The organism is Aeromonas sp. RU39B (genome assembly GCF_900156095.1).
Lineage (GTDB): Bacteria > Pseudomonadota > Gammaproteobacteria > Enterobacterales > Aeromonadaceae > Aeromonas.
Genome location: NZ_FTMJ01000004.1, coordinates 135,426 through 160,959 on the forward strand (window position 1 = coordinate 135,426; position 25,534 = coordinate 160,959).

General features: G+C 59.1%; 24 protein-coding genes. 10 read left to right on the plus strand and 14 right to left on the minus strand.

All coding sequences use genetic code 11. The features are described from left to right. Positions 1–36: 36 nt before the first annotated feature. The 4 genes from BW958_RS08045 to BW958_RS08060 all read right to left on the minus strand — a co-directional run bounded on the left by BW958_RS08045 (position 37) and on the right by BW958_RS08060 (position 3,071). The gene (locus tag BW958_RS08045; protein WP_076575220.1) at positions 37–387 is read right to left on the minus strand and encodes an MliC family protein; all 351 of its coding nucleotides are present in this window, start codon (positions 385–387) and stop codon (positions 37–39) included. 97 nt (positions 388–484) lie between these two features. Then, positions 485–1,513 (minus strand): DUF2955 domain-containing protein, encoded by a 1,029-nt coding sequence (locus tag BW958_RS08050; protein WP_076575221.1) that lies wholly within the window; start codon positions 1,511–1,513, stop codon positions 485–487. Between the two features lie 10 nt (positions 1,514–1,523). Beyond that, positions 1,524–2,582, minus strand: a complete 1,059-nt coding sequence (locus BW958_RS08055; RefSeq protein WP_076575222.1) for an HlyD family secretion protein — start codon at positions 2,580–2,582, stop codon at positions 1,524–1,526. Between the two features lie 6 nt (positions 2,583–2,588). Then, entirely contained in the window at positions 2,589–3,071 is a 483-nt protein-coding gene (locus BW958_RS08060) for a MarR family transcriptional regulator (protein ID WP_076575223.1), read from the minus strand. A 215-nt stretch (positions 3,072–3,286) separates the two neighbouring features. On the opposite strand from BW958_RS08060, the gene BW958_RS08065 reads away from it, so the two are divergent. Beyond that, complete coding sequence (locus tag BW958_RS08065; RefSeq protein ID WP_076575224.1) at positions 3,287–4,852, plus strand: ATP-binding protein; 1,566 nt, start codon at positions 3,287–3,289, stop codon at positions 4,850–4,852. Positions 4,853–4,854: 2 nt separating this feature from the next. After that, complete coding sequence (locus BW958_RS08070; protein WP_076575225.1) at positions 4,855–5,541, plus strand: response regulator; 687 nt, start codon at positions 4,855–4,857, stop codon at positions 5,539–5,541. Positions 5,542–5,544: 3 nt separating this feature from the next. On the opposite strand, the gene BW958_RS08075 is transcribed toward BW958_RS08070, so the two are convergent. Beyond that, positions 5,545–6,426 (minus strand): DMT family transporter, encoded by an 882-nt coding sequence (locus BW958_RS08075; RefSeq protein WP_076575226.1) that lies wholly within the window; start codon positions 6,424–6,426, stop codon positions 5,545–5,547. 99 nt (positions 6,427–6,525) lie between these two features. Between BW958_RS08075 and BW958_RS08080 the strand changes: the two genes are divergently transcribed. Further along, the gene (locus tag BW958_RS08080) at positions 6,526–7,332 is read left to right on the plus strand and encodes an AraC family transcriptional regulator (protein ID WP_076575227.1); all 807 of its coding nucleotides are present in this window, start codon (positions 6,526–6,528) and stop codon (positions 7,330–7,332) included. Positions 7,333–7,383: 51 nt separating this feature from the next. Here the strand turns inward: BW958_RS08080 and BW958_RS08085 are convergent, their stop codons facing one another. Continuing rightward, positions 7,384–8,901: an acetaldehyde dehydrogenase ExaC gene (locus BW958_RS08085; protein ID WP_076575228.1), complete on the minus strand. Its 1,518-nt coding sequence runs from the start codon at positions 8,899–8,901 to the stop codon at positions 7,384–7,386. A 230-nt stretch (positions 8,902–9,131) separates the two neighbouring features. Here BW958_RS08085 and BW958_RS08090 point away from each other — a divergent pair, with 230 nt between their 5' ends. The 3 genes from BW958_RS08090 (at position 9,132) to aqpZ (ending at position 12,230) form a co-directional block, all read left to right on the plus strand. Beyond that, positions 9,132–10,751 (plus strand): sigma-54-dependent Fis family transcriptional regulator, encoded by a 1,620-nt coding sequence (locus BW958_RS08090; protein WP_076575229.1) that lies wholly within the window; start codon positions 9,132–9,134, stop codon positions 10,749–10,751. 62 nt (positions 10,752–10,813) lie between these two features. Then, positions 10,814–11,335 carry a crossover junction endodeoxyribonuclease RuvC gene (gene ruvC, locus BW958_RS08095; protein ID WP_076575230.1) on the plus strand — a complete coding sequence of 174 codons (522 nt, stop codon included), beginning with the start codon at positions 10,814–10,816 and terminating at the stop codon, positions 11,333–11,335. Positions 11,336–11,543: 208 nt separating this feature from the next. Further along, a complete protein-coding gene (aqpZ, locus tag BW958_RS08100) occupies positions 11,544–12,230 on the plus strand; it encodes an aquaporin Z (RefSeq protein ID WP_076575231.1) in 687 nt (228 codons plus the stop codon). A 48-nt stretch (positions 12,231–12,278) separates the two neighbouring features. On the opposite strand, the gene BW958_RS08105 is transcribed toward aqpZ, so the two are convergent. Together BW958_RS08105 and BW958_RS08110 are read right to left on the minus strand one after the other, a co-directional pair. Further along, positions 12,279–12,956, minus strand: coding sequence for a lytic transglycosylase domain-containing protein (locus BW958_RS08105; protein WP_083687271.1), 678 nt, complete (start codon positions 12,954–12,956; stop codon positions 12,279–12,281). Between the two features lie 51 nt (positions 12,957–13,007). Beyond that, positions 13,008–14,423, minus strand: a complete 1,416-nt coding sequence (locus tag BW958_RS08110; protein WP_076575232.1) for an SLC13 family permease — start codon at positions 14,421–14,423, stop codon at positions 13,008–13,010. A gap of 218 nt (positions 14,424–14,641) precedes the next feature. Here BW958_RS08110 and BW958_RS08115 point away from each other — a divergent pair, with 218 nt between their 5' ends. After that, positions 14,642–16,027, plus strand: coding sequence for an aspartate aminotransferase family protein (locus BW958_RS08115; protein WP_076575233.1), 1,386 nt, complete (start codon positions 14,642–14,644; stop codon positions 16,025–16,027). After that, positions 16,027–17,394, plus strand: coding sequence for a glutamine synthetase family protein (locus BW958_RS08120; protein WP_076575234.1), 1,368 nt, complete (start codon positions 16,027–16,029; stop codon positions 17,392–17,394). Before BW958_RS08115 ends, BW958_RS08120 begins: the two co-directional genes overlap by 1 nt. Before the next feature lie 45 nt (positions 17,395–17,439). Here BW958_RS08120 and BW958_RS08125 read toward each other — a convergent pair whose 3' ends face one another. The 6 genes from BW958_RS08125 to BW958_RS08150 all read right to left on the minus strand — a co-directional run bounded on the left by BW958_RS08125 (position 17,440) and on the right by BW958_RS08150 (position 23,131). Next, positions 17,440–17,907, minus strand: coding sequence for a BamJ family beta-barrel-assembly machinery protein (locus tag BW958_RS08125; protein ID WP_076575235.1), 468 nt, complete (start codon positions 17,905–17,907; stop codon positions 17,440–17,442). A 164-nt stretch (positions 17,908–18,071) separates the two neighbouring features. Further along, positions 18,072–19,088 (minus strand): FAD:protein FMN transferase, encoded by a 1,017-nt coding sequence (locus BW958_RS08130; protein ID WP_076575236.1) that lies wholly within the window; start codon positions 19,086–19,088, stop codon positions 18,072–18,074. 84 nt (positions 19,089–19,172) lie between these two features. Continuing rightward, positions 19,173–19,526: a DsrE/DsrF/TusD sulfur relay family protein gene (locus tag BW958_RS08135; protein WP_076575237.1), complete on the minus strand. Its 354-nt coding sequence runs from the start codon at positions 19,524–19,526 to the stop codon at positions 19,173–19,175. An 87-nt stretch (positions 19,527–19,613) separates the two neighbouring features. Continuing rightward, positions 19,614–21,266 carry a methyl-accepting chemotaxis protein gene (locus BW958_RS08140; protein ID WP_076575238.1) on the minus strand — a complete coding sequence of 551 codons (1,653 nt, stop codon included), beginning with the start codon at positions 21,264–21,266 and terminating at the stop codon, positions 19,614–19,616. 427 nt (positions 21,267–21,693) lie between these two features. Continuing rightward, positions 21,694–22,503: a siderophore-interacting protein gene (locus BW958_RS08145; RefSeq protein ID WP_076575239.1), complete on the minus strand. Its 810-nt coding sequence runs from the start codon at positions 22,501–22,503 to the stop codon at positions 21,694–21,696. A gap of 67 nt (positions 22,504–22,570) precedes the next feature. Continuing rightward, positions 22,571–23,131 (minus strand): HutD/Ves family protein, encoded by a 561-nt coding sequence (locus BW958_RS08150; protein ID WP_076575240.1) that lies wholly within the window; start codon positions 23,129–23,131, stop codon positions 22,571–22,573. Between the two features lie 604 nt (positions 23,132–23,735). Between BW958_RS08150 and BW958_RS08155 the strand changes: the two genes are divergently transcribed. After that, positions 23,736–24,254: an FxDxF family PEP-CTERM protein gene (locus tag BW958_RS08155; protein ID WP_076575241.1), complete on the plus strand. Its 519-nt coding sequence runs from the start codon at positions 23,736–23,738 to the stop codon at positions 24,252–24,254. 108 nt (positions 24,255–24,362) lie between these two features. Continuing rightward, entirely contained in the window at positions 24,363–25,526 is a 1,164-nt protein-coding gene (locus BW958_RS08160) for a hypothetical protein (protein WP_143233051.1), read from the plus strand. The last annotated feature ends 8 nt before the right edge of the window (positions 25,527–25,534 follow it).

Here is a 25,534-nt window from a genome sequence, read left to right on the forward strand (position 1 = left end):
TTATGGAGACGTTTTCAACGAGTGGCTCAGCAGGGGTTACTGCTGCTGACAAGCGCCAAAGGCAGTTTGCCACTCGCCACTGTCATCGGGTTGCTCGACAAATCCGCCCTGTCCCTTGCTCCACCAACTCCAGTCATGACCATCGCTATAGCGTGCTCCGGATCCCGAGACGACCTGAGGCAGCGTCACCTGCTGATTTTCCGGCAGGGTCAGTTTGATAAAGTTGAGGCTGTCGTCAGTGAGTGAGAAGTAGCGAACCGTAATGGTCTCGCCACCTTCGCACTGATACTGCACCGGATCGCCCCCCTTTACCGAGAGTGAATCGGCCGGGTGGCAGGCGGTGAGCAGCAGGGAGAGCAGAGGAAATAGCAAGGCGACAGCTTTCATGAGTCTATCCGGCGAGCAGAATGAGCTTTCATCCTAACTCGCTGAATTGAATCGAACAATTTCCTAAGTGGGTATGCTGTTTTTGTATTTTTATCTGTTATTGGCCAAATCGGGTCGCCGGATGGCTGTTAAGCAGGCGATGTACCAGATAACAGAGCGCCAGAGTGACCACAATCGCCGTGCAAATACTGCTGACCCGATACAGGGCGCTGTAGACCATGTCGCTGCCGGGCGTCAGGTATTGACCAAACAGGATGCCGAGCGTGGTGAGCGCACCAAATCCGGCGCCTGAGCCGCTGGCTTCCTTGACGTGGGCATAAGAAAACAACATGGCGCCAGTCCACAACATCAGGGTGACCAGCAGCAGTTGATCTGACCAGTCATAGAGCAGCACTTGCACCGCCAAGCCAAAGCTGACCCCGAGCAAGGTGCCCATGGCCCGCTTGCGGGCATAACCCAGAGCGCCGTTCCAGTGCATGGGAAACAGCACCAGCAGGGTGGTGGATTGGGCCGACAGGGAATCTTTCAGATCAAGGATCTGGAACACCAGAAACGACAGGGTCGCGATGGTCGCTCCCAGCAGTGCCTCGTGGCGCATCCGGTGCGGCGCCTTGGCGGCCGGCGCCGGTTTGGGTCTGGCTTCCACGTCCGGCATCAGCGCCGTCATCACCCAGGCGATGGCGACCGAGAAGGCGGTGGCGACCAGATTGGTGGTGATGAGATCGTTCAAGTCCACCGTCGGGTAGCTACCAAAGTGGAGCATGATGCTGAGGTTGATGACGCCGTTAGCGCCAAACAGAAACAGGCTCCCCTTCGACATACAGGCAAAGCGGTAGAGAAACAGCAGAAAGGCGATCGGCGTTATCAGGCCGGGGTGTGAGCCAAACAGACCGCCAAGCAGACCGACTTCCACACTGCTGGTCACGGCTGATGCCAACAGTTGCCGTGCCGCATGGCCGCTCATCACCGGCACCATCCCGAGCAGCAGCATGGGGGTGACGGTAAAGAAGACGCCGTAGTTCCAGTTCATCACCTTGCACAGCAAAAAGCCCAAGGTGGCGCCGGTTGCAATCCGCAAGCACTGGCGCAGGTCGTTAGGCCCAAGAGGCCGATGCCATAGCTGCATATCTCGCTCCTCAGTAGATGTAGTGCAGCAGGCTGAGCAGGTGAATTTGCAGGCGCGCCAGAGTGGCCAGCATGGGGTTCTCCGGCAGCAGTTGCACGGTGGCACGGGCGCCGGCCGGCAGCAGATGCTGTGAATCGCTGGTCAAACTCAGGTGCAGACGCAGGCGCTGGGCATCGCGCACCCAGCGATCCGACTCGCTCGGGGTGGCCAGCTCGCCATCGGCATCAAACTGACCGGCGCTGACACCGGCATCCAGGCTGGTGACCTGAGCGGCATAGATGGTGCCGGGCTGGCCGTCGAAGGCGATCAGCGCCTGATAGCCCGGGTTGACCTGACGCAGCGCTTTTTCGCGGAAGTCGGCGATGATATCGACCTGATTGGCTACCAGAGCCAGCAGCGGGCTACCGGCGCTGGCATAGGCGCCTTTCACCAGTTGCAGGTTGGTGACGATACCGTCCTGGCTGGCACGCACCTGGCTATAAGTGAGATTGAGCTTGGCCTGATCCAGGGTGTTGCGGGCAACGCGCAGGCGCAGGTTGATATCGCCTTGTTCGCCGCGGCTCACTCTGAGCTGCTCCAGCGCCGCTTCACTGGCCTTGAGGGTGGCGTGAGCGGTATGCAGGGTGCTGTCGGCCTCATCTTTACTCTGCTGCGAGATGACATGGCGGGCATACAGTTCACTGATGCGGTGGGCATCACGCTCGGCCAGATCCAGCTTGACCTTGGCGGCAGAAACATCGGCTTGCGCCGAGACTATCTGGGCGTCGAGTTCGGCGTTCTCCTGCAGTGCCTCTTCGAGTTTGAGTTGTGCCTGTTCGACCGCCAGGCGAAACGGCTGCGGGTCGAGGGCGAACAGCAGATCGCCGCGCTGGACGGTCTGGTTATTGTGCACGTACAGGGTTTGTAGCCGGCCGCTGACTTGCGGAGCGACCTTTACGACGCCACGGGTGGCCATCGCCTGCGGGGTGAGGGGAATCTTCAAATCCGCCAGCAGGAAATAGATAAACAGGGCGGCAAAGGCCAGCACTGAGCCCTTGATCCAGCGGGCAAACTGTTGGTCCGGTGTCATCTTTCTTTACTCCAGTTCGGTCAATTCAGCCGGCCCTTTGGCCAGCTTGGCGAGCGCGTTGTCATGAATGCGGGAGAGGGTGTGCTCAAATTGCGCCAGTTCGCGCTCATCAATGCCGGCCAGCACTTCGCGGCGGGCTTGCACGATGCGCTGCTCGATAGGGCCAAGCAGTGCTTTACCGGCATTGGTCAGGCTGACGATGCGAACCCGCTTGTCATTGGTGCAGCAGTGGCGGGTCACCAGACCCTGCTCTTCAAGCTGCCCCAGAGTGCGCATCAAGGAGGCCACTTCGATTTCGAGGGCGTCGGCCAGAGATTTCTGACTGATGTGGTCGCCCATGCGTGACAACTTCCACAATGCGGTCCAGCGCGGGTAGGTCAGTCCCAGCGGGGAGAGTTCCTGATCGGCGACCCGGCTCCACAGCCGGAACAGTCGGCCGAGACGTTCGGCCAAAGAGAGTTCGCGCAGGCGTTCGAGACGGGATTCCATGGCAGGCTCCAAATTACTTAGCGTGCTAACAATTATATTTGCTTAGCTTGCTAAGTAAATCATTTTTGTGAGCTACATCACTGAATATTTCTTTCTGGGTATCTTGCTGCTCATGCAGTGAGCAGAGTTTGACCATGATCCCGCTTGTTTGATTGACCTGTCGCTGATGAAACCTCCATCATGAAGCCCGCTTCTCTTCTGCCTTGGGTTTTGTCATGAAGTTGCGTCAGCAAGTGGTCTTCCTCTCCCTGTCGGTGTCGCTGTTGCTCATTCTGATCCTGGGAGGATTGCTGGCCCTGTTTATCCGCCATCTGGTCGAGATCAATCTGGAAGAGAAGGGCAGCGAGCTGGCGCGGATCCTCAGCCATGATCAGCGGGTGGTGAGCGCTCTTGAGCAAGGCGTGGCCGGTGACTTGCGCGACTATGTGCAGAGCATCGCCATGCGCACTGACGTGACCTACATAGTGGTAACCGACGAGCATGCGGTGCGCTTTAGCCATCCGCGCCAGGAGCTGCTCGGTAAGCATTTTCAGGGCCGGGATATCTGGCCGGCGCTGCAACAGCGGGAAAGCTACTGCTCGCGGGATTTGGGCACACTTGGCCCGGCAATTCGCTGCTTTTCACCGATTATCGGCGCCGATGGACAGGCTATCGGCGTGGTGGTGGTGGGCTACCTGATGCAGAAAGTCGATGGCCTCTATCTGGATCGTTTGCTGCTGCTGGTCGCGGCGACCCTGGCTGTGATTGGCTGTGGTCTGTTGCTGGCAGTCTGGATTCAGCGGCGGCTCAAGCGCACCTTGCTCGACCTTGAGCCTGAAGTGATTGTGCGACGCTTTGCCCAGCAGGATCTGGTGCTTGAAAGCATTCAAGAGGGGATCATCGCCTTTGATCCGCAGCGGCGCATCAGCATGATCAACAGCGCCGCCTTTTATACCCTGCGTCTGCACGGGGCGGGTCGCCAGGCACAGATTGGGCAACCGCTCAGTGCCTTGCCGGCAACGCTGGTCGAAAGCCTGGCTGGTGGTGAAGGGGAAGTCAGTTTTCAAGTTCATGGGGATGCCTTTGTCGGTCGCTTTCAACCGATAGCACGTGGCGCCGGGCATCTGCTTATCTTCAGCCGTCCGGAAGAGGCGGGCAGTTTGGCCTCTCAGGTGACCCATCTGCGCCAGTATTCCGAGATGCTGCGCATGCAGACCCACGAGTTTGCCAATAAGCTGAGCAGCCTGTCGGGCTTGCTGCAATTGGGCCATGTGGAGCAGGCGGTTGACTTGATCCAGCGCGAGAACGAAGAGTGCCAGTCGCTGCTGCAAGATTTGCTGCGCAGCGTGCAGGACAAGCCGGTGGCAGGTTTGATCCTTGGCAAATTCAGCCGGGCGCGCGAGTTGGGCGTCAAGCTCGAGCTCGACGACAACTCGTCGCTCGATGAGTATCCGGGCACGGTGTCGGCCGATCTCATCACGCTGATGGGTAACCTGCTGGATAATGGCATCCGTGCGGCATGGAATAACCGTGAGCGGTGCGAGCCGCAAGTGCTGCTCTCGATAAGCGATCTGGGTCGCCGTCTGGTGATCGAGGTTGAAGACAGCGGAGAAGGGGTCGACGAGGCGCTCGCCGATCACCTGTTTGAATACGGGGTGAGCCGGCAGACCGGTGATCACGGTGTCGGGCTGTTTCTGGTCAAGGAGACCGCCGATCGTCGTGGCGGCGTCATTGAGTGGCGTCGGACCGCAGCCAAAACCACCCTGTTTGGTATCTATCTCGACAAAGAACAACTGGTGTAGCCATGTCCTCCATCACGACCCTGATCATTGAAGACGATCCGCGGATCGGCAGTATTCTCGGTGAGCTGATCGCCACCACGCCTGATTTTGAACTGCTTGGTCGGGCCGATACGCTGGCCGGCGCAGAGAGCCTGCTGGCCGACGAGGAGCCCCAGTTACTGCTGGTCGATGTGTCGCTACCCGATGGCTCCGGGCTCGAATGGGTGGCTTCGCTGCGCGCTCGCTCCATCGAGAGTCAGGTCATCATGGTGACCGCTGCCAGCGATGTTGAAAGCATTCAGCGAGCCCTCAACCTCGGGGTGCAGGACTACATCATCAAGCCGCTGCGTCTGTCGCGTATCCAGCAGAGCCTGGCGGAAGTGGCGGCCTTGCACCGGCGGTTGGCCGAGACGCGCCACCTCGATCAGGGCGATCTGGATCGCCTGCTTGGTAAGGGGCGCTCCCGTGATGGCCGCGATACCCCCAAGGGGATCGATCTGATTACCCTGCGTCAGGTGCACGACCTGCTGGCGGGTGAGCGGGAGGTGACCTTCTCCACCGACACGGTCGCTCTACGCCTTGAATTGAGTCGTACCACCGCTCGCCGCTACCTTGAATACCTCGAGTCGGAAGACAAGCTCGAGGTCGAGCTCAACTATGGCCAGCGTGGCCGACCGGAGCGGCGTTACCGCTGGCGCCGCGAGCTGTAAGGATCAGGCTGCTTCCGGCTGTGGCCGGGAGCGTGTGCGTAACTGGCTCATGACCACGCCGCCGAGGATCAATCCACCTCCCAACAAATGGTAATCATGAAGCGGTTCGCCCAGGGTCAGCTGGGCCAGCATGGCGGTCAGCAGTGGTACCAGATTCATGAAAATCGCTGTGCGTTCCGGCCCCAGTGTTGCCAGTCCTCGTAGCCAGCAATAAGCGGCCAGCAGCGACGAGGCCAGTCCGGCAAACAGCACCATGGCCAGCGCAGGCCCCGACACGGCCAGCGAGTCAGCGCTCGCGGCCACCGGCGTGAGCAAGGCCACGGCGAGCAGAACTTGCAGATAGAGGTTGATCCAGGGGCCAAAAGGAAGTTGCCAGCGTCGCATCAGCAGCCCATAGAGGGCATAGCTGGCCGAGCCGGCCAGCATCATTAGATCGCCCGGGTTGACCCCTTGCAACAAACTGGCGGGCTGACCTTTGCCGAGCAGCCAGAGCACGCCACTGAGCGACACCACTACGCCGGCCAGCGCCACGGGACGCGGCGGCGTGGCAAACAGCAGGGCGCCCAGCAGCACGGTCAGCAGCGGGATCAGCGAACCGATCACCCCCATGTTGGTCGCCGACGTCTGGTGGGCAGCGTAGTAAGCAAGGCACTGGTAGAGCACCATGCCGAGACTGGCCAGCACCAGCAGACGACCCAGCCAGGGGCGCAGCTGTTGGCGTTGTCGCCACACTCCGGCCAGGCAAAACGGTGTAAGCGCCAGCGCCGCCACGACCCAGCGATAAAACGAGATGGCCGCCGGATCGATGGTGCCGGCGGCGGCTTTGGAGACGACGGTATTGGCAGACCAGATCACGACCGCCAGCAAGGGAAAGAGAAAGGACATGGTGTTCTCACTGTGTTACACAGATCCCAGTCTAGCTGTGTCATAATAAATGGAAATAGTTTAAATATGACAACGAGTCGTCCCGTTGAGACAAGCCGTATGGAACAGACCCTCTCTCAGGCACTGGCGATGGCCGAGCAAGATCGCGCGCTGGCCCCGCCCAATCCACTCTATCTGCGCTATAGCCAAATCCAGGGCGGTAATGCGCTGGCCGAGCACAGCCACCCCTGGGGGCAACTTAGCCATATCAGCCTTGGCATCATGGAAGTGGAAGTGACGGGGCGGCGCCTGATCGCACCTCCTGAGTTTCTGGTCTGGGTGCCGGCCAATGAGCCTCACTCGGCCTACAACGACAGGACCCTGCACTACACCTCCATCTACGTCAGTGAAGCGCTCTCTGCCAATCTGCCAACCACATCGTGTTTACTGCAATTGACCCCGCTGCTTAAGGCGCTGCTCGATGATTTTGTCGCGCGGCGGGTCAGCCACATGAGCACGCCAAGTGATGTGCTGCAGGCCGAGCTGCTGATTGACCGGCTGGCGGTGGCTGACAGTCAGCATAACTACCTGCCCTGGTCGAGTGACCGGCTGCTCGGCACCCTGCTGGCCTCGTTGCAAGCGGCACCCGATGACAACCGTACCCTTGAGCAGTGGGCCGAGCAGTTGCACACCACCTCACGCACACTTGCCCGGCGCTGCCATCGCGATCTGGGCATGAGTTTTGGTCAGTGGCGCACCCGGCTGCGGATGGTGCAGGCGCTCTCCTGGCTGCGCGGTCCCATGCCGATCCAGGAGATGGGGTGGCGACTGGGTTATGGCTCAACCTCGGCGTTTATCGCCATGTTCCAGCGCGAGCAGGGCTGTTCGCCCCAACGTTATCGCCAGCAGCTTGGTATCCACGATTAATCCGCTAATAAACAGGGCGCCCACAGGCGCCCGAATGACAGCAGATCAGGATTAGAAGAAACCGAGCGGATTGACGTCGTGGCTGACCAGCAGGTTTTTGGTGTTCTGGTAGTGATCGAGCATCATTTTGTGGGTCTCGCGACCGATCCCTGATTTTTTGTAACCGCCGAATGCGGCGTGCGCCGGATAGGCGTGGTAGCAGTTGACCCAGACCCGACCTGCCTGAATGCCGCGCCCCATGCGCCAGGCCAGATTGCTGTCACGGGTCCAGACACCGGCCCCCAGGCCATATTGGGTGTCGTTGGCAATCGCCAGAGCCTGCGCCTCATCCTTGAAGGTGGTCACCCCCAGCGCCGGGCCGAAGATCTCCTCTTGGAACACCCGCATCTTGTTGTCACCAAAGAAGATGGTGGGTTGGATATAGAACCCCTTCTCCAGACCGCTGACGCTGGCGGCATTGCCACCGAGCAGCATGCGCACCCCTTCTTTACGGCCGATCTCCATGTAGCCGAGGATCTTCTCGAACTGCTCCCGCGAGGCTTGGGCACCAACCTGGGTGGTGGTATCGAGCGGGTTGCCCTGCACTATGGTGCGGGCGCGGGCCAGCACTCGATCCATAAAGTCGTCGTAAATACTCTCTTGCACCAGCGCCCGTGACGGGCAGGTGCACACTTCGCCCTGATTGAAGAAGGTCATCAGCATCCCTTCAACTGCCTTGTCGATGTAGGAGCTTTCATGCTGCATCACGTCGGCAAAGTAGATGTTGGGCGACTTGCCGCCTAGCTCCACGGTGGAGGGGATAAGGCGCTCGGCCGCGCAGCGCAGGATGTGGCCACCCACCTCGGTGGAGCCGGTAAAGGCGAGCTTCTGAATGCGGTGACTGGTGGCCAGCGCTTGACCGGCCTCGGCACCAAAGCCGTTGACGACGTTGACCACGCCGGGTGGCAGCAGGTCCTTGATAAGGTCCATCATCAGCATGATGGTGACTGGTGTCTGCTCAGCCGGTTTGAGCACCACGCAGCAACCGGCAGCCAGGGCCGGAGCCAGCTTCCAGGCGGCCATCAGCAGCGGGAAGTTCCACGGGATGATCTGACCGACTACGCCGATGGGCTCTTTGAAGTGATAGCTGACAGTGTTCTGATCCAACTCGGCGGCCGCGCCCTCCTGGGCCCGGATACAACCGGCGAAGTAGCGGAAGTGATCGACCACCAGCGGCAGGTCGGCCGCCAGGGTTTCCCGCACAGCTTTGCCATTTTCCCAGGTTTCGGCCACGGCCAGGGATTCCAGATTCTGCTCAATGCGATCGGCAATGCGCAGTAACACATTGCTGCGGACTGCTACGCTGGTGCGGCTCCAACCCACAAAGGCCTTGTGCGCAGCATCCAGCGCCAATTCGATATCGGTGCCGTCCGAGCGGGCGACTTCACAAAAAACCTGACCGTTGACCGGTGAGATGTTCTCGAAATAGCGTCCGGCTTTGGGGGCGACCCACTCACCACCAATGAAGTTGTCGTAACGGGATTTGAAACTGACGATGGCACCGGCTTGGCCGGGAGCGACGTAAATCATGATGTGTGTCCTTGTGCTGATGTTATCCGTTGACCCGTATGAGGGTGACTCGGTTATCGCAAGGGGCGTGCCAGCGGGTCTGACCAGAGCGCAATAAGTTAATAAAACGTTACAAAATAAGGGTTCTTGCGTCATCATTACTGAACTGTGCACCGGCCAGAACGGGGTGCGCTGTATCAGGATGCGACACCTGTCGCGCGCCACTGTTCTGTTTTGCTACAGGGGATGCCATGAACGAGATCGCGTTACCCGAGTCAATTCGTCGCTCCTGGCAGCGCTGCAGCGGCATGGGATTAGAGCCACGAGCCAGTGCCGAACTCGATCTGCTGGCGCGGGGTGAGATGGCGGCGCGGCTGGACGCACAACACGCCGTCATCGACTGTTTCCTGCGCTTCGTGCAGCCCCTGTTTGAACAGTTGCAGGCAGGTCGCCCTTGTCGCTTGCTGCTCTGTGACCGGGAAGGCGCCATCCTTGAATCCATTGGCAGTCCCCTGTTTGAGCGGCGGGCTGAAGAGGTGTTTTTGCGCCCCGGCGCTCGCTGGGGTGAGGCCAGCAAGGGCACCAATGCCATCGGTACGGCGCTGTGTGAGCAGCGTGAGTTGCAGGTGCTTGGCAGCGAACACTTCTTTGAACGCCACCGCTTTCTCGGTTGTAGCGCCGTTCCCCTGCAAGGGCCGGATGGCAAGCTATTGGGCGTGCTTGATCTCTCCTCTGAGGCAACCCGCCACGGTGGCGATATGCTCGGTACGGTCCGCTTGTTGGCACTGACGCTGGAAAATGCCCTGCTGGCCGGTTTGCGCGGACAACTGGTCGATCTCGAGCCACAAAATCTCTGGTCGGGTCGTCTGTTGCTTGGCGCCGATGGTGAGCTACTGGGGGCAAATCGGGCCGGTTATCGCTGGCTGCGGCAGCACCCCGAGCCGGACGAAGCGCTGCAGCGCCTGCGTGAGCGGCAAGGCAGCCGTGTCGCAACAGCGCGCCCAACGGTGGCCACACCGCAGCAGGTTGCGGCCCGCATGTTAGCGCGCGCCATTCCGTTGCTGATTGAGGGTGAAACCGGTTGTGGCAAGGAGCATCTGGTGCGTCAGCTACATCAGGGGTCAAGCCGTGCTGGCAAGCCGTTGGTGTGCGTCAATTGTGGCGCTCTGCCTGCCGACTTGGTGGAAGCCGAGCTGTTTGGTTATGTCGGGGGCGCATTTAGCGGGGCGCGTCCCCAAGGCAGCCAGGGGTATCTGCGCTCGGCCCATGGCGGCATCCTGATGCTCGACGAAATTGGTGAATTGCCATTGGCCGCTCAAACCCGTCTGCTGCGGGTTTTGCAGGAGCGGGCGGTAACCCCGGTGGGCAGTACTCGCGCCGAGCCGGTCGATTTTTGGTTGGTGTCGGCCAGTCATTGCGATCTGCAGCAGATGGTGACGGCTGGCGATTTTCGCGAAGATCTCTATTACCGCCTGTGCGGTTGGCATCACCATATGCCAGCCCTGCGCGACTGGCCGCTGGCAGAGCGGCGCGCGCTGCAGACCTCTTTGCTTGAGCAACTCGACGCCCGGTTAACGTTGAGCGCATCGGCTGAACAAGCCCTGCTGGCGCACCCTTTGCCGGGGAATGTGCGCCAGCTTAAACAGATCCTTGAAGTCGCCTGCGTGCTGGCCGAAGGGGAAGGGGTGATTGCGCTGCATCACCTTAATTTGCCCGCCGCCGTGGCGCATTTGTCACAAACGCTGGCCGATGGTCGTCTGGCCCAGGTGCGCACTGTGCTGGCCGAGTGTCAGGGCAATATGAGCGAGGCGGCGCGCCGCCTTGCTGTCAGTCGCTCCACCCTCTATCGCTTGCTGGCCAGGGAGTCATGAGGCGAGCCAAGCGGGCGTGACTTTGCTATCTTGACGCCCAGCATTCATTAGCAAGAGTCGTCATGAGCATTATTTTGGGCATTGATCCGGGCTCGCGGATCACCGGATACGGAGTGCTTCGCGTTACTGGTCCGCGTATCGAATATCTGGGTTCGGGCTGCATTCGCACCGATTGCGGTGAGTTACCCGAGCGCCTCAAGCAGGTATATGACGGCGTCAGCGAGATCATCACCCAGTTTGCCCCCACCGAGTTTGCCATTGAGCGGGTGTTTATGGCCCGTAACGCTGACTCGGCCCTCAAGCTTGGCCAAGCCCGTGGCAGCGCCATTGTGGCTGCGGTCAATGCCGGTCTGCCGGTCAGTGAATATTCGGCCACCCAGATTAAGCAAGCCGTGGTGGGAACGGGCGGTGCAGAAAAGGCTCAGGTGCAGCACATGGTGATGCATCTGCTTAAACTGCCGGGAACGCCGCAGGCCGATGCGGCCGATGCCCTCGGTGTGGCCCTGTGCCATTTGCACACCCGACAGAGTTTGATCCGCATGGCCGGGCGGACCACTGGTGCCGTCGGTGGCCGCTATCGATGATATTTTTGTCAAAAATTGTCGTGTTTGAAGAAAGGCACCCTGCGGTGCCTTTTTCTATATTCCTTACTTTTTATATTACTAATCATTGAGTTGTGATGTTTGTCACAATTTGTGTTCCCGATCACCCTACTGGTCAAACGGCTCCCGATTTCCATAATTCGCCGCTACCGGTGCCGCAGTTCGGCCCACCAAGTGAGAGGAAAACACAATGAAATCATATGCTGCAGAGTTGATGGGGACCTTCTGGCTGGTGCTGGGTGGCTGTGGTAGCGCAGTGCTGGCGGCTGCGTTTCCCAATGTGGGCATCGGTCTGCTCGGGGTCTCGCTGGCCTTTGGCCTGACTGTGCTGACCATGGCCTATGCCATCGGCCATATCTCTGGTTGCCACCTGAACCCGGCTGTCACCATCGGTCTGTGTGCCGGTGGTCGCTTCCCGGCCGCCAAAGTGCTGCCTTATATCATCGCTCAGGTGATCGGTGCTGTGCTGGCCGCCGGCGTTTTGTATGTGATCGCCAGCGGTCAGGCCGGTTTTGACGTGACCACCGGTTTTGCCTCTAACGGCTATGGTGAACACTCACCGGGCGGCTACAGCATGCTGGCTGCGCTGGTGTGTGAAGTGGTGATGACCGCCTTCTTCCTGTTTGTCATCATGGGGGCCACCGACAGCCGAGCGCCGGCCGGTTTTGCTCCGATCGCCATCGGCCTTTGCCTGACCCTGATCCATCTTATCTCTATCCCGGTGACCAACACCTCGGTCAACCCGGCACGCAGCACCGGCGTCGCGTTGTTTGTGGGTGATTGGGCCGTGAGCCAACTGTGGCTGTTCTGGGTTGCACCGATTGTCGGTGCCATCGTCGGTGCTCTGGCCTATCGCATGGTGGCCGAGCAGAAGTAATTCGGCCTGATGGATAGCAAAAAAACGCACTGCTCGCAGTGCGTTTTTTTATTGGCGCGGATTGCCTGCGAGGGCGTCGCGGTAACGCTGATGCAGCAGGGCTACGCGCTCTACGTAGGCGCGGGTTTCGGTGTAAGGCGGAATGCCGTGATATTTCTCGACGGCGCCAGGGCCGGCATTGTAAGCCGCCAATGCCAAGGGGATATCGCCCTGATATTGGCGCAGCAAACCCGAGAGATAGCGCACACCTGCGAAGATGTTTTGCTCCGGGGTAAAGGCGTTTCCTACCCCAAGCTCGCGGGCGGTTTCTGGCATCAGTTGGGTCAATCCCATGGCCCCTTTGCGCGAAACCACCAGTGGATTAAACGCCGACTCGGCGTGGATAAGAGCCCGGATCAGCGCCGGTTCAACCTGATAAGTGCGGGCAGCAGCACTGATGGGGGAGGCGTAATCGGAGACAAACAGATCGGTGCGGCGCCAGTCCACCGCCGAGTCAGGGTTGCAGGCAAAGCAGTGTTCAAACCAGAGGATCTCAAAGCCTGCTGTGCCCGGCGCCTGATCGGCGTAGTGGGTCACTCCATCCGGGCCGCGGTAGCGGTAGACCTTGATGGCCGCCTCTGACGGTGCGCTCTGGCTATCGGTGACAATCACTCTGGCCGGCGCGGGGGCAGACTCGGCGCAAGCCAACGGGATCAGCAGCGTAAACCAGATAATGGGGGAGTGCATGGCTGGACTCCTCGGTCAATCAGCTCCCCCAAGGATGGGTGACAAATAGACTCAAATCCAGCCCAATGACGCCACCTCGTAAATCCAGACCATGGCTAGCAGGGTCCCCACCACTCCCATGATGACTCCGATCAGCGCCATCTGCCGGCTCTCGACCAGTCCGGTGGCGTGAGCCAGTGCATTGGGCGGCGTGCTTATAGGCAGTGACATGCCCAAGGATACCGACAGCGTGACCGCCAGGATCAGGGTATGGGCTCCGCCCCACTCGACCAGCTCCGGCATCCCGGCGGCCAGCGCCGCAACCAGTGGTAGCAGCAGGTTGGCGGTGGCCGTGTTGGACATAAAGTTGGCCATCAGCAGTGCCAGCAGGCAGGCTCCAACCAGCACGGCCAGGGTGGAGTATTCATGGAACGGAATGTGGGTGATCAACCGCTCGGCCAGACCGGTCTCTTCCAGCGCAAGACCCAGCGCAATCCCCCCGGAGACCAGCCACAGTACATCCAGTGAAATGCGGTGCAGATCCTCGCGGGTGATAATGCCGGTGGTGACAAACACCGCTACCGGGATCAGCGCCACCACGTAGGAGTTCATGCCATGCAGATCGCCGAGCAGCCACAACACGATGGTCACGATAAAGGTGAGATAGACCACCCAGGGTTTGAGCCCTTGCAAAAAACGTCCCTCGATATTGAGCTCGATACGGTTCAGGCGGCTGGGGAAGAAACGGCCGAGCAGGAACCAAGCGAGCAGCAGCAGGCAGAGCATGAAAGGAACGGCAAAGCCCATCCACTGGCCAAACGAGATAGCGTGCTCGCCAGTGAGATATTTGAGCGCCACCGCATTGGGCGGCGTACCAATCGGGGTGCCGATACCGCCCAGGTTAGCCGCCACCGGAATTGCCAGCACAAAGCCGGTTTTGGCCGGGTCCTTGTCGGGAAATACTGCCAGCACCGGTGCCAGAATCGACAGCATCATGGCGGTGGTCGCGGTGTTGCTCATAAACATGGAGAAGACGGCGGTGATCAGCATCAACCCCAGCATCACAATGCGTGGATTGGCGCCAAATGGACGCAGCAGTACCCGCGCCAGGTTGATATCGAGCTGATATTTGGTCGCCGCAATCGCCAGAAAAAAGCCACCGAGAAACAGCATGATCACCGGTGAGGCGAAGGTGGCCATGATGTCGGAGTAGGCGAGCAGAGGGCCAAATCCGTCGGTCTCTTTCCCGCTGGTAAACAGCCACAACCCCTTGTTGGAGATCATCAGCAGCTCCAGCACGATAATCAGCAGCGAGGTGGCATAGATGGGAATGGGCTCGAGGATCCAGCACAGCGCCGCCAGCACAAACAGCGCAATGACGCGCTGCTCGACGACCGTGATCCCTTCAAGTGGGATCCAGGCGGTGGGCATCAGCAGCAGAAACAGGAAGAGCACGAATGGCAGAGCCATTTTGACCAGGCGTAGCATGAAAACTCCACTAAAGAGGTAGTTTTGGCCGCATCATTTCATAAATCCAGCGGGATGCCCTGCCACGTCACGCCAAAATGAGAGCCGCTTAACGTCTTGCCCCCCCATTCTGTGATCGCTACACGGTAGTTTGCTTAATTGTGCGCGCAGACAGGTTGACGGCAGGAGTGGCTAAAAATCACACTGGAAGCAGACCATCACGACTCAAGGAGCGAGTTATGTCAGTGATCACTCCCGGCGCCGTGGCCTGCCTGATGGCCCGTGAAGAGGCGCGTTTTCTCAATGACAATCCCAAATCGGTAGCCTTGGCCAAGCAGGCAACCGACAGCCTGTTTGGCGGGGTTCCCATGCACTGGATGAGCGACTGGTCGACCCCGGTGCCGCTGTTTGTCAGCCATGCCCAGGGCGCCTGTTTTTATGACGTGGACGGTCATGAATACGTGGATTTCTGCCTTGGTGATACCGGCAGCATGTTTGGCCACTCACCGGTTCCGGTGGCTGAAGCCATTGCCCGGCAAGCCTATCTGGGATTGACCACCATGTTGCCGGGCGAAGATGCGGTCGCCTGCGGTGAACTGCTCGCCGAGCGCTTTGGCCTGCCGCTGTGGCAGGTGGCGGCCACGGCTACTGATGCCAACCGATATGTGTTGCGCTGGGTGCGAGCCATCACCGGCCGCCCGGTGGTGGTGGTGTTCGATGGCTGCTATCACGGCACGGTCGATGACGCCATGGTGCGCTGCAAAGCGGGACACACCGTGGCGCGCCCCGGTCTGATTGGCCAGGTGCAGCCGCTGGATGTTGCCAGCCGGGCGGTGCCGTTTAACGATCTGGCGGCGCTCGAAGCCGCACTGGCGGGTGGCGATGTGGCGGCGGTGCTCTGTGAACCGGCCATGACCAACATCGGCATGGTGCTGCCCGATACCGGTTTTCACCGCGAGCTGCGCGATCTCACCCGCCGCTATGGCACGCTGCTGATCATTGACGAGACCCATACCATCTCGACCCATCCGGGTGGTTGCACCCGTGCCTGGTCGCTTGAACCCGATTTTCTTACCCTGGGCAAGGCCATCGCTGGCGGGGTGCCCTGCTCTGTGTATGGCTGCACGGCGGCCATGGCGGAAGCAATGCACCGGGTGCGCAGCCAGATAAGTCAGCAGGGGGAGGGGCATGGCCATAGCGGAATGGGTACCACCTTGTCGGCCAACGCGCTGGTGATGCATGCCATGCGTGCCAACCTGACCCGGGTGATGACGCAAGGGGCCTATGCCCACATGTTGCATGAGGCGCGCCGGTTGGCCGAAGGATTTCGTCAGCTGATTGCCCGCCACCGGCTGCCGTGGTCGGTGACTGAACTCGGGGCGCGCTGCGAGTTTCAGTTCTGTCAGGAGCCACCGCGCAGCGGTGCGGCGGCCGAAGCGGCGTTTAACGATCCGCTGCAGCAGTTGCTGCATCTTTACCTTATCAATCGCGGCGTGCTGATCACCCCGTTTCACAACATGACTCTGTGCTGCCCGGAAACTCGCAGTGAACAGGTCGATAAACTGCTCACTACGCTGGATCTGGCGCTGGGCGAGTTGCTGGCGCTGAGCCGCGAGGAGGCCTGATGCACGGATTTGCAGATGTGCGGGAGGCCGAGCAATTTTTAGCGGATCACCCCGAGATTGACGCTTTTGAGGTCTATCTGGTGGATTTGGCCGGCATCAGCCGTGGCAAGTTATTGCGCCGCGAAGAGGTGCTGACGGTCTATCGGCATGGTCGTCCACTGCCGGCCAGTATTCTGGCGCTCACCGTAAACGGCGAGGACGTGGACGAGACCGGATTGGTGTGGGATGTGGCCGACGCCGATTGCCAGGCGTTTCCACTGGCCGGTTCACTCACCGTGCTGCCGTGGCGCAAAGTGCCGACCGCTGCCTTTCAGCTCTCGTTGCACCCGCAATCAGGGCAACCGGCGGCGGTGGCAGATCCGCGTCATGCGCTGATCCGGGTGATCCAGTCACTCGAGCAGGCGGGGTTCTATCCGGTGATGGCGGTCGAGCTTGAGTTCTATCTGCTCGACAGAGACGATGATCCGTTTGGCAGACCGCAACCCGCCCGGCTGGGCGATGGGCGGCGGCCCCATTCGCCGCAGGTCTATGGCGTGCGTGAGCTGGCGCAGCTTGAACCGTTTCTGGCTGACCTGTATGCCGCGTGCAAGCTGCAGCGGTTGCCAGCACGCACGGCGATTTCCGAATACGCGCCGGGGCAGGTGGAGATCACCCTCGAGCACGGCCCGGCGCTGCTGGCGCTCGATCAGGGGATTCGCTACAAGCGGCTGGTCAAAGGGGTGGCCGACGCCCATGGCATGCAGGCCTGTTTTATGGCCAAGCCGTTTGCCGAGCACGCTGGCAGCGGCATGCACCTGCACGTGAGCTTGGCCGATGAGCTTGGGCACAATCTGTTTGCCAGCGACGATCCTCACGGCTCACCGCTACTGCGCCACGGCATTGGTGGATTGCTCACCACCTTATCCGATGCGCTGCTGCTTTTCTGTCCGCATGCCAACTCCTATCGCCGCTTTCGGGCGCACAGCTACGCGCCGCTGGCGCCGACCTGGGGGGTGAACAACCGCACCGTGTCGATGCGTATTCCCGGCGGATTGCCCGATAGCCGTCATGTGGAGCACCGCATCTGCGGCGCCGATGCCAATCCCTATCTGGCCGCCGCCTGTGTGCTGGCCGGTTTGCTGCGAGGCATCAGTGAGCACAGTGATCCCGGCGCGCCGATTGAGGGGAACGGCTATGCCACGGCGCAGCCAGGTGCCTTGCCCAACTGGCAGCAGGCGCTGGCCCGTGCCCGGCACAGTGCATGGCTGCATCAGGTCTTTGGGGATGAGTTTATGAAGGTGTGGCTGGCCATCAAAGAGGCCGAGCAAGAGGCCTATATGGCCGAGGTGGGAGAGCAGGACTGGCGCTGGTATCGCTATACCATTTAGTGGGTTGCGGCCGCGCACTCTGACGGCGGCCGCAACAGGCTCGCATTATTCGATAGCCAGCAGCTCAACATCAAAAATCAGCGTCGCGCCGGGCGGAATTTTCCCGGCCGAGCGGTTGCCGTAGCCGAGCTTGGCAGGGATAAACAGGCGCATCTTGTCGCCCGGGTGCATCAGTTGCAGCCCTTCGGTCCAGCCGCGGATCACCTGATTAAGACCAAAGACAATCGGCTCGCCACGGGCGTAGGAGCTGTCGAAAACCGTGCCGTCGAGCAAACGACCTTCATAGTGCACCTTGACCCGGCTGGTTGCGCCCGGTCGCTCGGTGCCGCTTCCTTCTTGCAGCCACTGGTATTGCAGCCCCGATCCGGTCTGCTCGACACCCTGTTGCTTGCTGTTGTTCGCCAGGAAGGCATCGCCCTCACGCAGATTGGCGTCGGCCTGCTTGCGCGACTGTTGTTGTGAGTAGAGATAAAAGGCCAGTCCAACCGCGCAGATCAGCAGCAACAACTTCATTCAGGGACTCCTCGGGTGATTTGGCTCGCCGCTATTGGCGGACCTCATCATATGTCACGGCGGCAAGAGGGGACTATGCGCAGTGACCAAACTGGGCAGCAGATTGGGAGCCAGGTCACGTCTTGAATGTCTGAAAGCCCCGTGGGGCCCTCTTCTGCTCTCTATTACTTTGCCAAATAGGGTTCGAACTGCGGCGTGTAGCGCGCCTCAAAGCCCTTGTCGCCTTTGACGATAAGATAGACCGCCATCTGACGCGCCTTGGCAAAGGCCATCGCTTCGTCCGGCCCCATCACCATCAGCGCGGTGTCGTAGGCATCGGCCTCGAGCGCGGTAGGGGTGATGACGGTGGCCGACACCAGCTTGTGCGCAATGGGTCGTCCGGTGCGCGGATCGATGATGTGCGAATAGCGCTGACCATCGAGCTCATAGTAATTGCGGTAACTTCCCGCAGTGCTGACCGCCATCCCCTTGGGCGTGACGATCCCCTGAAAGGCACCCGGTTTGTCGGAAGGATCGACAATGGCAATGCGCCACGGTTTGCCTTTGGGGTTGTGGCCTTTGCTGCGCACCGCGCCAGCGAGCTCAATCAGATAGTTCTGGATGCCGGCTTTATCGAGCAGGGCGGCAACGGCGTCAGAGCCGGCTCCTTCACCCAGCGTCGAGAGATCGAGATAGAGATCGGGGTGATCTTTACTCAGCATAAACTGCTCGCCCTGACGGGTGAGGTGCAGTTTGTCGATGCCAACCCGCTCACGCGCCGCTGCGATGGCGGCCTCATCCGGGGTTTTAACCGGGCGCTTGTCCGGGCCAAATCCCCACAGATTGACCAGTGGGCCGACCGTGACATCCAGCAGCCCCTTGGTGACCTGGCCGGCGGTGATGCCTTGCTCCACGATCTTGGCCATGTCGCTTGGAATGGGGTGGGCCAGCGCATCCTTGGCCTGATTGAAGCGGGAGATATCCGAATCGGGCTCATAGGTTGAGATTTCGTGGTTGAGCTTGACCAGCAGGGCATCGACTTGCTGCTGCAACGCCTGTTGTCCGCCCGGGAACGGGTCGGCAAGGGTGACAGCATAGAAAGTGCCCATGGTCCGCCCCTCAATTCGGGTCGGTTCGGTAGCGGGTTGGCAGGCAGATAACAGGCTGGTTAACAGCAAAAACAGCAGGGGGCGCGGCGACATACGTTCTCTCGCGTGGCGAAACAGGCCGCCAGCTTAGAGCAAGCGCAGCCAAAAAACACGTCTGTCACCGCAGCAAATGCAGGATTAGAAGGTCAGCACCTTGTCGGCGGCCAGTGTCCAGTCCGCCAGCAGGGCCAGCGTGCCGATCTCGATACCCTCAATCAGTGGCAGTGTGGTGATGCCGCGAGCATCGCAACAGGTTTTGCACAGGCGCACCGGTACGCCTTGGGCAAGCAAGATCTCCAGCATCTGGCGCAGGTTGTAGCCTTCGGCCGGAGTTTGACCCGGCAGAGCGGCCGTCACCGCATCAGATAACAAAAACAGCTTGAGGCTGACGCCGTCACGCTCGGCCAGGGTCAGGGAGAGACGCAGGGCATTAAACAGGGATTCACTGCCATAGGGGGCGCCGTTGGCAATCACAACAATCTCTTGGCTCATGATGAACTCCGAATGGAACACTATGGCTGCAGAGTAAAGGAAACGGGGATCGGTTTTCCAATCCCCGTTCACAGAGTGGCGTGCCTATCAGGCGAGACTGAAGCGGCTGATGCGCTGTTGCAGGTGTTGCGCCAGTCGGGCCAGCTCATGGCAGGACTGAGCTGTATGGTTGGCGCCCTGAGCATTCTCTTCGGCGACCGTATTAATGACGAGCATGTTGCGGCCCAGCTCTTCGGCTACCTGATGCTGCTCCTCGGTGGCGCTGGCAATCTGGGTATTCATGTCGCTGATGGCCGTCACGGCGTCGTTGACCTGCTCCATCTGCTCACCGGCACCGCGAGCCAGTGAGACGGTCTCGAGCATGCTCTGACACCCTTCCTGCATGGCACTGCCAGCGGCAGAGGCACGGCTTTGCAACTGCTCGATCATGCGCTGGATTTCGGTGGTGGAGTCCTGCGTGCGTTGGGCCAGGGTGCGAACCTCATCGGCCACTACCGCAAAACCGCGGCCCTGTTCACCGGCGCGAGCCGCTTCGATGGCCGCGTTGAGCGCCAGCAGGTTGGTCTGATCGGCGATATTGCGGATCACATCCAGTACCAGGCTGATGTTGTTACTCTCGCTTTCGAGCTGACTGACCACCTGGCCGGTCCCTTCGATTTCGCCGGCCATTTTCTCCAGACTGTCGATGGCGCTAACCACCACCTGCTGACCTTGACGGGACGCATTAAAGGCGCTGCGGGCCATTTCGGCGGCCTGCGTGGTGTTACGGGCGACATCTTCCACCGTGGTCTGCATCTGCTGCATGGCGGTGGCAACCTGGGTGATTTGGCCCTGCTGCTGGGACATGCCATGAGAAGATTGGGTGGAGATAGCGCTGACCTCTTCCACGGCGCTGCCCAGCTGGGTGACCGAGCTTGAGATCTCGCTGACCAGATCGCCCAGGCCGTTCTTCATGCGTTGAATGGCTTGGCCAAGCTGGCCAATCTCGTCTTTGTTCAGGCGCCCCTCGGCAATCCAGTCGCACAGCTCGCCTCGGCCCAGGTGGCCGTCGGCAATGCGGCTGGCCTGATTGGTCAGCATCACCAGCGGGTTACGGATCTGGCGGGTCAGTACGGTGGCAAACAGCACCACCAGCGCCGCGCAGGCCAGAATGGCTGCGATGATGCTGGTGCGGGCAATCTGGAATGCGTCATTTGCTGCTTCTTTGTTGTGTTGCGCAAACTGGTGGTTGCGCTCGAGCAGTTTCTTCATGGCGCCATCCAGCTGAGTGAAAATCTGATAGCCCTGTCCAAGTAAATCGTTTACTGCCTGAGTCCGGTTACCGCTGGCGATGTTCTGCCAGATGGTCGCATGCAGACTCATGTAAGCATTCCACTGCTGCTTGAGCTCGACGAAGATGGCGCGTTCGACGTCATCACTGATCACCCGCTCATAATTTTGCAATTGGGTTTGCATGGTTCCGGCCTGAGTATCGATGATGCGCTGGTATTCGCTGGCTCGTTGCGGGTTGTCTTGCAGCAGCAAATAGGCAAATTCAAAGCGACGCAGATTGGTACTGGCGTGACGGATATCGGAAACCATGTCGATACCTGGGATGGTGGTATCAGTCAGGGTAATGGCGGTGTCGTTCATCTTGTCGAACTGATAAAGCGAGAATCCCCCGATCAGGAACAGCATCAGGAAAAACAGCGAAAACGCGGCTGTCAGTTTTTGACCCACGGTCATGTGACGCAGTGACATACTTCTTCTTTCTCTCGGTTAAATGGAAAAAGGGTAACCATCATGAGAAAAGGCTTGGGAAGGTAGCCCTAACTCACTGCTTTAATAACGCTTTTGAGATAAATCGTTCCGCACGTCCTGTGGCAGGAAAAACTTAAATTTTGTTTTTTATCATTAAGTTAATGATTAAAGAAACCGGGATGGATTGTATGTTATTGCGCCAGATTGGTGTCAATCAGCCAACTTTGATCCAACACCGCATATGCATCATTTAATTCTCGTTCAAAACAGGGATTAAATAATCAGGCATCAATTAGATGCCTGATGGGGACAATACTGAGGTAGGGTGAAATCAGGCTTTTACCTAAAAAGAAGTAATTTGGGCGTAATGGGTGCAAATGGTGCTGGTTGCCTGCCGTTTTGCCGCTGATGCCAACTCGATAGCTTCTTAGGCTTCGGCGTCCATGACCTCATGGCGCTCGTCGTGATACTCCTCTTCACTGCGACCGGCGCGCCAATAAGGCACGGCATAGACGTGAGCGCGATCAGCGCCGAGCGTCCGGCGCACATGGCGGCGCAGGGGCAGCACCAGATCTTGCTCGCCGGCCAGCCAGAAGTGGCTGTTGCTGGCGTCACTTGCCTGCAGGCAGAACCACTGCTGCAGTGCGCCATGCTGCTCGCGGCCACCCACTTCCCAGTGAATGGCGATGCCGGCAGGCAGCGCCAGAGGCTGGATGTCTGCTGCGGTGGGTACCAAAACGGCAATGGCGCCGGTGGCATCAGCCGGCAGCTGGCTGACGAGAGCGGCGATGGCTGGCAAGGCCGTGAGATCGCCAGCCAGGTAGTAGCGGCGGGCCGGCGGTAACATTGGCTGTGGGCCACCGGGCGCGGAAAGGCCGAGCCAGTCACCCGGTTTGACCTGCTCGATAAAACGGGCCGCAGGGCCGGTTCCGCCATGCAGGGCAAATTCCACATCCAGTTCACCACGTTCACGACGCAGGGCGCGCAGCGTGAAAGTCCGCATTACTGGCTTGCTGGCAGGATCGGCCCAGCGTGGACCGCGTTCGGTCAGTTCGGGTAGAACCGGATGGGCTTGTCCCGGCTGGGCAAACATCAGCTTGATGTGAGCGCCACCCTGAGCGTCTGGGTAATCGGCAAGTTCGTCACTGTGCAGAGTGATACGGCGCAAAGAGGGGGTGATATCGACAATCTGGCGAACCTGCAGTAAACGCGGGCGACGCGGTGCGGGAGCGGACATGATGATTCCTGTATTTGAGAATACTTATCGATAACATCATATCCGTTTTCCCGGGAGTGCAACACTCTCAGCCCACTGGCTGCAGCGTAAAGAAGGCTAGCGTGGCCCGGCGAGAGCAAGCGAGTTCCAGTTGGTTTTCTTGCTGCAGAGCGAGCGTGTCTCCTGCCGTCATTGCCTGGCCATTGGCTGCAAGCGTGCCATCAAGCAGTGTCACCAGATAACGGTGGTCAGGTTCAAGGGTCAGATTGACGGTAAAGGGCAGGGTCAGGATCCGTGCATTGGCTTTGATCTTGTCCGGCTGGTAGATAAGGCCCAAATCCGTCACCTCTTTTTTGAGCAAGGTGCAGTGCATGGCCTCATCACCGTCAAAGTGGGCAATCTCATAGGTGGCATAGGGGTGGCCATTAAGAGCAAAACCGGCGCCTGAGACCGGCAGCAAGATGCGGCGATAGCCCGGGAAGCGCGAAAAGTCACCGCTGCTTTTGATGATGGCCATACTCAGGCGATAGTCGAAATCGAGATGGTCCAGCGAGCTTCCAGATGGCTCAAGGAGCAGTTCACGCGTTTCACCTTGACCGTTTTTCCACGGCATGGCCCTACTCTGCTGCTTGGGGTAATAGATGTGCATACGAGATTCTCATTTGAGTGTGGTATGAGGCGCTATCATGCCAAGCGTAACAGTCTGTGCTGTCGTTTGACAGGCACCCCTTGCCAAACTCAGCCGTGATGCGTGAAACCATCGTCTATGCTTACGATCCAGGTCAAAGTTCCACCTGTGATTAAGTGCTATATTTCCCGTTATCCCGCCTACTGGGGCTTTGCCTTGGTTTGTTAAACAAACGTTAAATATCTCAAGGTATGAGATTTCTCTCATACCTAAGTATGCTTTTGCCCTCATTCCGCCCCCCGGAATTTCAAACTTTCCACCGATATGAAAAACATCTCCCCCCGGTAAGATCCTCCTTGACGGTCAAGATTTAGTAACTTGCATCGTTATTAACATTCCCTCTGAGGGAATACATCCTGGGAGCCACACAGCAAATATGACTCCATGGAATGGTCTCGCGCCCCGAATCGGGCTGGTCACCGGTATATATCGGTATCGCTATCTTGCAACCTGAGGAATGAAAGACAACGCGGGAGGTGATGGAGATATAAATCGACGGCAACGTTTATGGACGAAGGGATTGAACCTAGTTGGTTTATTTAGTTTGTTCTATGGAGGAACACTCATGTTACGGAAAATTCTGTTTTTGGTGCTGATGCTGGGTGCAGGGCAAGTATTTGCTGATGTGACTGTGGTGGATGTGCCGGGTGAAGCCAGTACTACCTTTCTTCATCTAGGTGCGGCACAAGGAAGCACTTTTACTGACACCTGGTCGCTGGATATCACGGATGAGGCCGTTGCGGTAGCCGGTGCGGTTAGCCTTAGCTTGGCCAAAACCTATGGCATCACTGATTTTGCCCTTTCGGTGTATGACGTAGCTACCTCAACCTATCTGGCTGTCACTGAACTGGTGACTGACAGTGGCACCTTCTGGAGCTTCACGATTCCGAGTTCTGGCCTCTACGATCTTTTGATCAGCGGTACTATCTCCGGTTCGTCGGGTGGCGCCTATGTGGCCGGTATCGTGACTGCCGCTATCCCAGAGCCGGGTGTCTACCTGCTGATTCTGGTAGGTCTGGTTGGCTTGTTTATCAGCAAGCGTCAACGCTCTACCCGTATTCCGACCATGATGCAGGCCGCCTGATTCCAATTGCCTAATAGCAATGTGTAATCGCCCGGCATCAGCGCGTGTGTTTATTAACCGCGCAGCTGAGTCGGGCCGGTTTTTCAACCAGCGTATCGAGAGCCAGGGATGAGGAATCTCTTTGTTATTTGCATGATGGCCGGTTATGCCTCGTCGGCATTGGCTAATCAACAGCAAGGCGATTCCTGGTCGCTGACGACGAATATCGGGCAGTCGTTTGATGACAATATTTTCCGGATTAACGATGACACCCGTCTGGGTGATGGACTGTCTCGCAGTGATTGGTTGACCAGCATGAACCTGGGGGCGCGCTGGGGGACCACATTATCGCGGCAGCAGCTATTTCTGGCGGGTGGTGTTAATCGTCAGGAATATGCCAATAACGACGGTATGTCCAATACCTCGCATCAGACGACGGCCGGTTGGAATGGGGTGATTGGTCCTTGGTTGCACAGTGGTTTGCAATTGAGTGAGTCCAGCCAGTTGGGCAGTTTTGAAGATGTGGCTGCCGGTACGCGTGATATGCGTAATCAGCGTTCGGTCGATCTCTCTTTTTCCAATCCACCGGATCGCCGTATTCAGACGGAGTTACGTGGGGTTGCCAGAACCGTGCGTCACAGCAGTGCGCTGTACGAGGCGCTCGATGTGGACGAGCTGGGGTGGGGGGCGACTTTGGGGTATCGCACCGCGCGAGGTAGCCAGCTCAGGTTGATGTGGCAGGACAAGCAGATCACCTATCGGCAGCCGACCACGTCGGGGCAGGACAATCGGCAGCTGAAACTGACATTGGGGTGGAGCTGGCCCGTGAGCGATCGGCTTGATCTACAAGGGCAAGTTGGGCGCATGGTGTGGCTCTATGACGACCGGGATGACAAGCAGTTTCTGGTGGGCTCACTGGGGGTGCGCTACGCCCTGAGTGACAAGAGCTCGTTCGGGCTGCGGTGGAGCCGTCAGGAGGCTCCGGCAGGCGAGCGCTACGAGTCGGTTATCAACAATACCTACTCATTGAACTGGAAGTGGCAATGGACTCCGGTCTGGAGTCTCAATCAGTCCGTGTCGCGTAGCGAAGCGGATTATCAGGAGGCAGCGCCGAGTAGCAGTACCTTGCTTGGCAATGAAAAGACCTATGGATACCAGGCGACCTTGACTTGGCATCCGGCACGCAACTGGACCAGTCGCTTCTCCTGGAAGTGGGGAAGCCGCCAATCACAGCTGCATAGTCGGGAGTATGACTATCAAAACGCAGGCGTGAACCTGTCTTACACCTTCTGAGGTATCAA

What these genes read in the sequence shown, in the direction of transcription:
- BW958_RS08125 (WP_076575235.1), bottom strand. Translation starts at nt 17,907, where the DNA reads ATGAAGTTGTTGCTGCTGATCTGCGCGGTTGGACTGGCCTTTTATCTC.
- BW958_RS08145 (WP_076575239.1), bottom strand. Translation starts at nt 22,503, where the DNA reads ATGTCCGCTCCCGCACCGCGTCGCCCGCGTTTACTGCAGGTTCGCCAG.
- BW958_RS08110 (WP_076575232.1), bottom strand. Translation starts at nt 14,423, where the DNA reads ATGCTACGCCTGGTCAAAATGGCTCTGCCATTCGTGCTCTTCCTGTTT.
- BW958_RS08045 (WP_076575220.1), bottom strand. Translation starts at nt 387, where the DNA reads ATGAAAGCTGTCGCCTTGCTATTTCCTCTGCTCTCCCTGCTGCTCACC.
- BW958_RS08130 (WP_076575236.1), bottom strand. Translation starts at nt 19,088, where the DNA reads ATGTCGCCGCGCCCCCTGCTGTTTTTGCTGTTAACCAGCCTGTTATCT.
- BW958_RS08115 (WP_076575233.1), top strand. Translation starts at nt 14,642, where the DNA reads ATGTCAGTGATCACTCCCGGCGCCGTGGCCTGCCTGATGGCCCGTGAA.
- BW958_RS08150 (WP_076575240.1), bottom strand. Translation starts at nt 23,131, where the DNA reads ATGCACATCTATTACCCCAAGCAGCAGAGTAGGGCCATGCCGTGGAAA.
- BW958_RS08065 (WP_076575224.1), top strand. Translation starts at nt 3,287, where the DNA reads ATGAAGTTGCGTCAGCAAGTGGTCTTCCTCTCCCTGTCGGTGTCGCTG.
- BW958_RS08135 (WP_076575237.1), bottom strand. Translation starts at nt 19,526, where the DNA reads ATGAGCCAAGAGATTGTTGTGATTGCCAACGGCGCCCCCTATGGCAGT.
- BW958_RS08105 (WP_083687271.1), bottom strand. Translation starts at nt 12,956, where the DNA reads ATGCACTCCCCCATTATCTGGTTTACGCTGCTGATCCCGTTGGCTTGC.
- BW958_RS08055 (WP_076575222.1), bottom strand. Translation starts at nt 2,582, where the DNA reads ATGACACCGGACCAACAGTTTGCCCGCTGGATCAAGGGCTCAGTGCTG.
- BW958_RS08160 (WP_143233051.1), top strand. Translation starts at nt 24,363, where the DNA reads ATGAGGAATCTCTTTGTTATTTGCATGATGGCCGGTTATGCCTCGTCG.
- BW958_RS08050 (WP_076575221.1), bottom strand. Translation starts at nt 1,513, where the DNA reads ATGCAGCTATGGCATCGGCCTCTTGGGCCTAACGACCTGCGCCAGTGC.
- BW958_RS08070 (WP_076575225.1), top strand. Translation starts at nt 4,855, where the DNA reads ATGTCCTCCATCACGACCCTGATCATTGAAGACGATCCGCGGATCGGC.
- BW958_RS08080 (WP_076575227.1), top strand. Translation starts at nt 6,526, where the DNA reads ATGGAACAGACCCTCTCTCAGGCACTGGCGATGGCCGAGCAAGATCGC.
- aqpZ (WP_076575231.1), top strand. Translation starts at nt 11,544, where the DNA reads ATGAAATCATATGCTGCAGAGTTGATGGGGACCTTCTGGCTGGTGCTG.
- BW958_RS08155 (WP_076575241.1), top strand. Translation starts at nt 23,736, where the DNA reads ATGTTACGGAAAATTCTGTTTTTGGTGCTGATGCTGGGTGCAGGGCAA.
- BW958_RS08140 (WP_076575238.1), bottom strand. Translation starts at nt 21,266, where the DNA reads ATGTCACTGCGTCACATGACCGTGGGTCAAAAACTGACAGCCGCGTTT.
- BW958_RS08085 (WP_076575228.1), bottom strand. Translation starts at nt 8,901, where the DNA reads ATGATTTACGTCGCTCCCGGCCAAGCCGGTGCCATCGTCAGTTTCAAA.
- BW958_RS08060 (WP_076575223.1), bottom strand. Translation starts at nt 3,071, where the DNA reads ATGGAATCCCGTCTCGAACGCCTGCGCGAACTCTCTTTGGCCGAACGT.
- BW958_RS08120 (WP_076575234.1), top strand. Translation starts at nt 16,027, where the DNA reads ATGCACGGATTTGCAGATGTGCGGGAGGCCGAGCAATTTTTAGCGGAT.
- BW958_RS08090 (WP_076575229.1), top strand. Translation starts at nt 9,132, where the DNA reads ATGAACGAGATCGCGTTACCCGAGTCAATTCGTCGCTCCTGGCAGCGC.
- BW958_RS08075 (WP_076575226.1), bottom strand. Translation starts at nt 6,426, where the DNA reads ATGTCCTTTCTCTTTCCCTTGCTGGCGGTCGTGATCTGGTCTGCCAAT.
- ruvC (WP_076575230.1), top strand. Translation starts at nt 10,814, where the DNA reads ATGAGCATTATTTTGGGCATTGATCCGGGCTCGCGGATCACCGGATAC.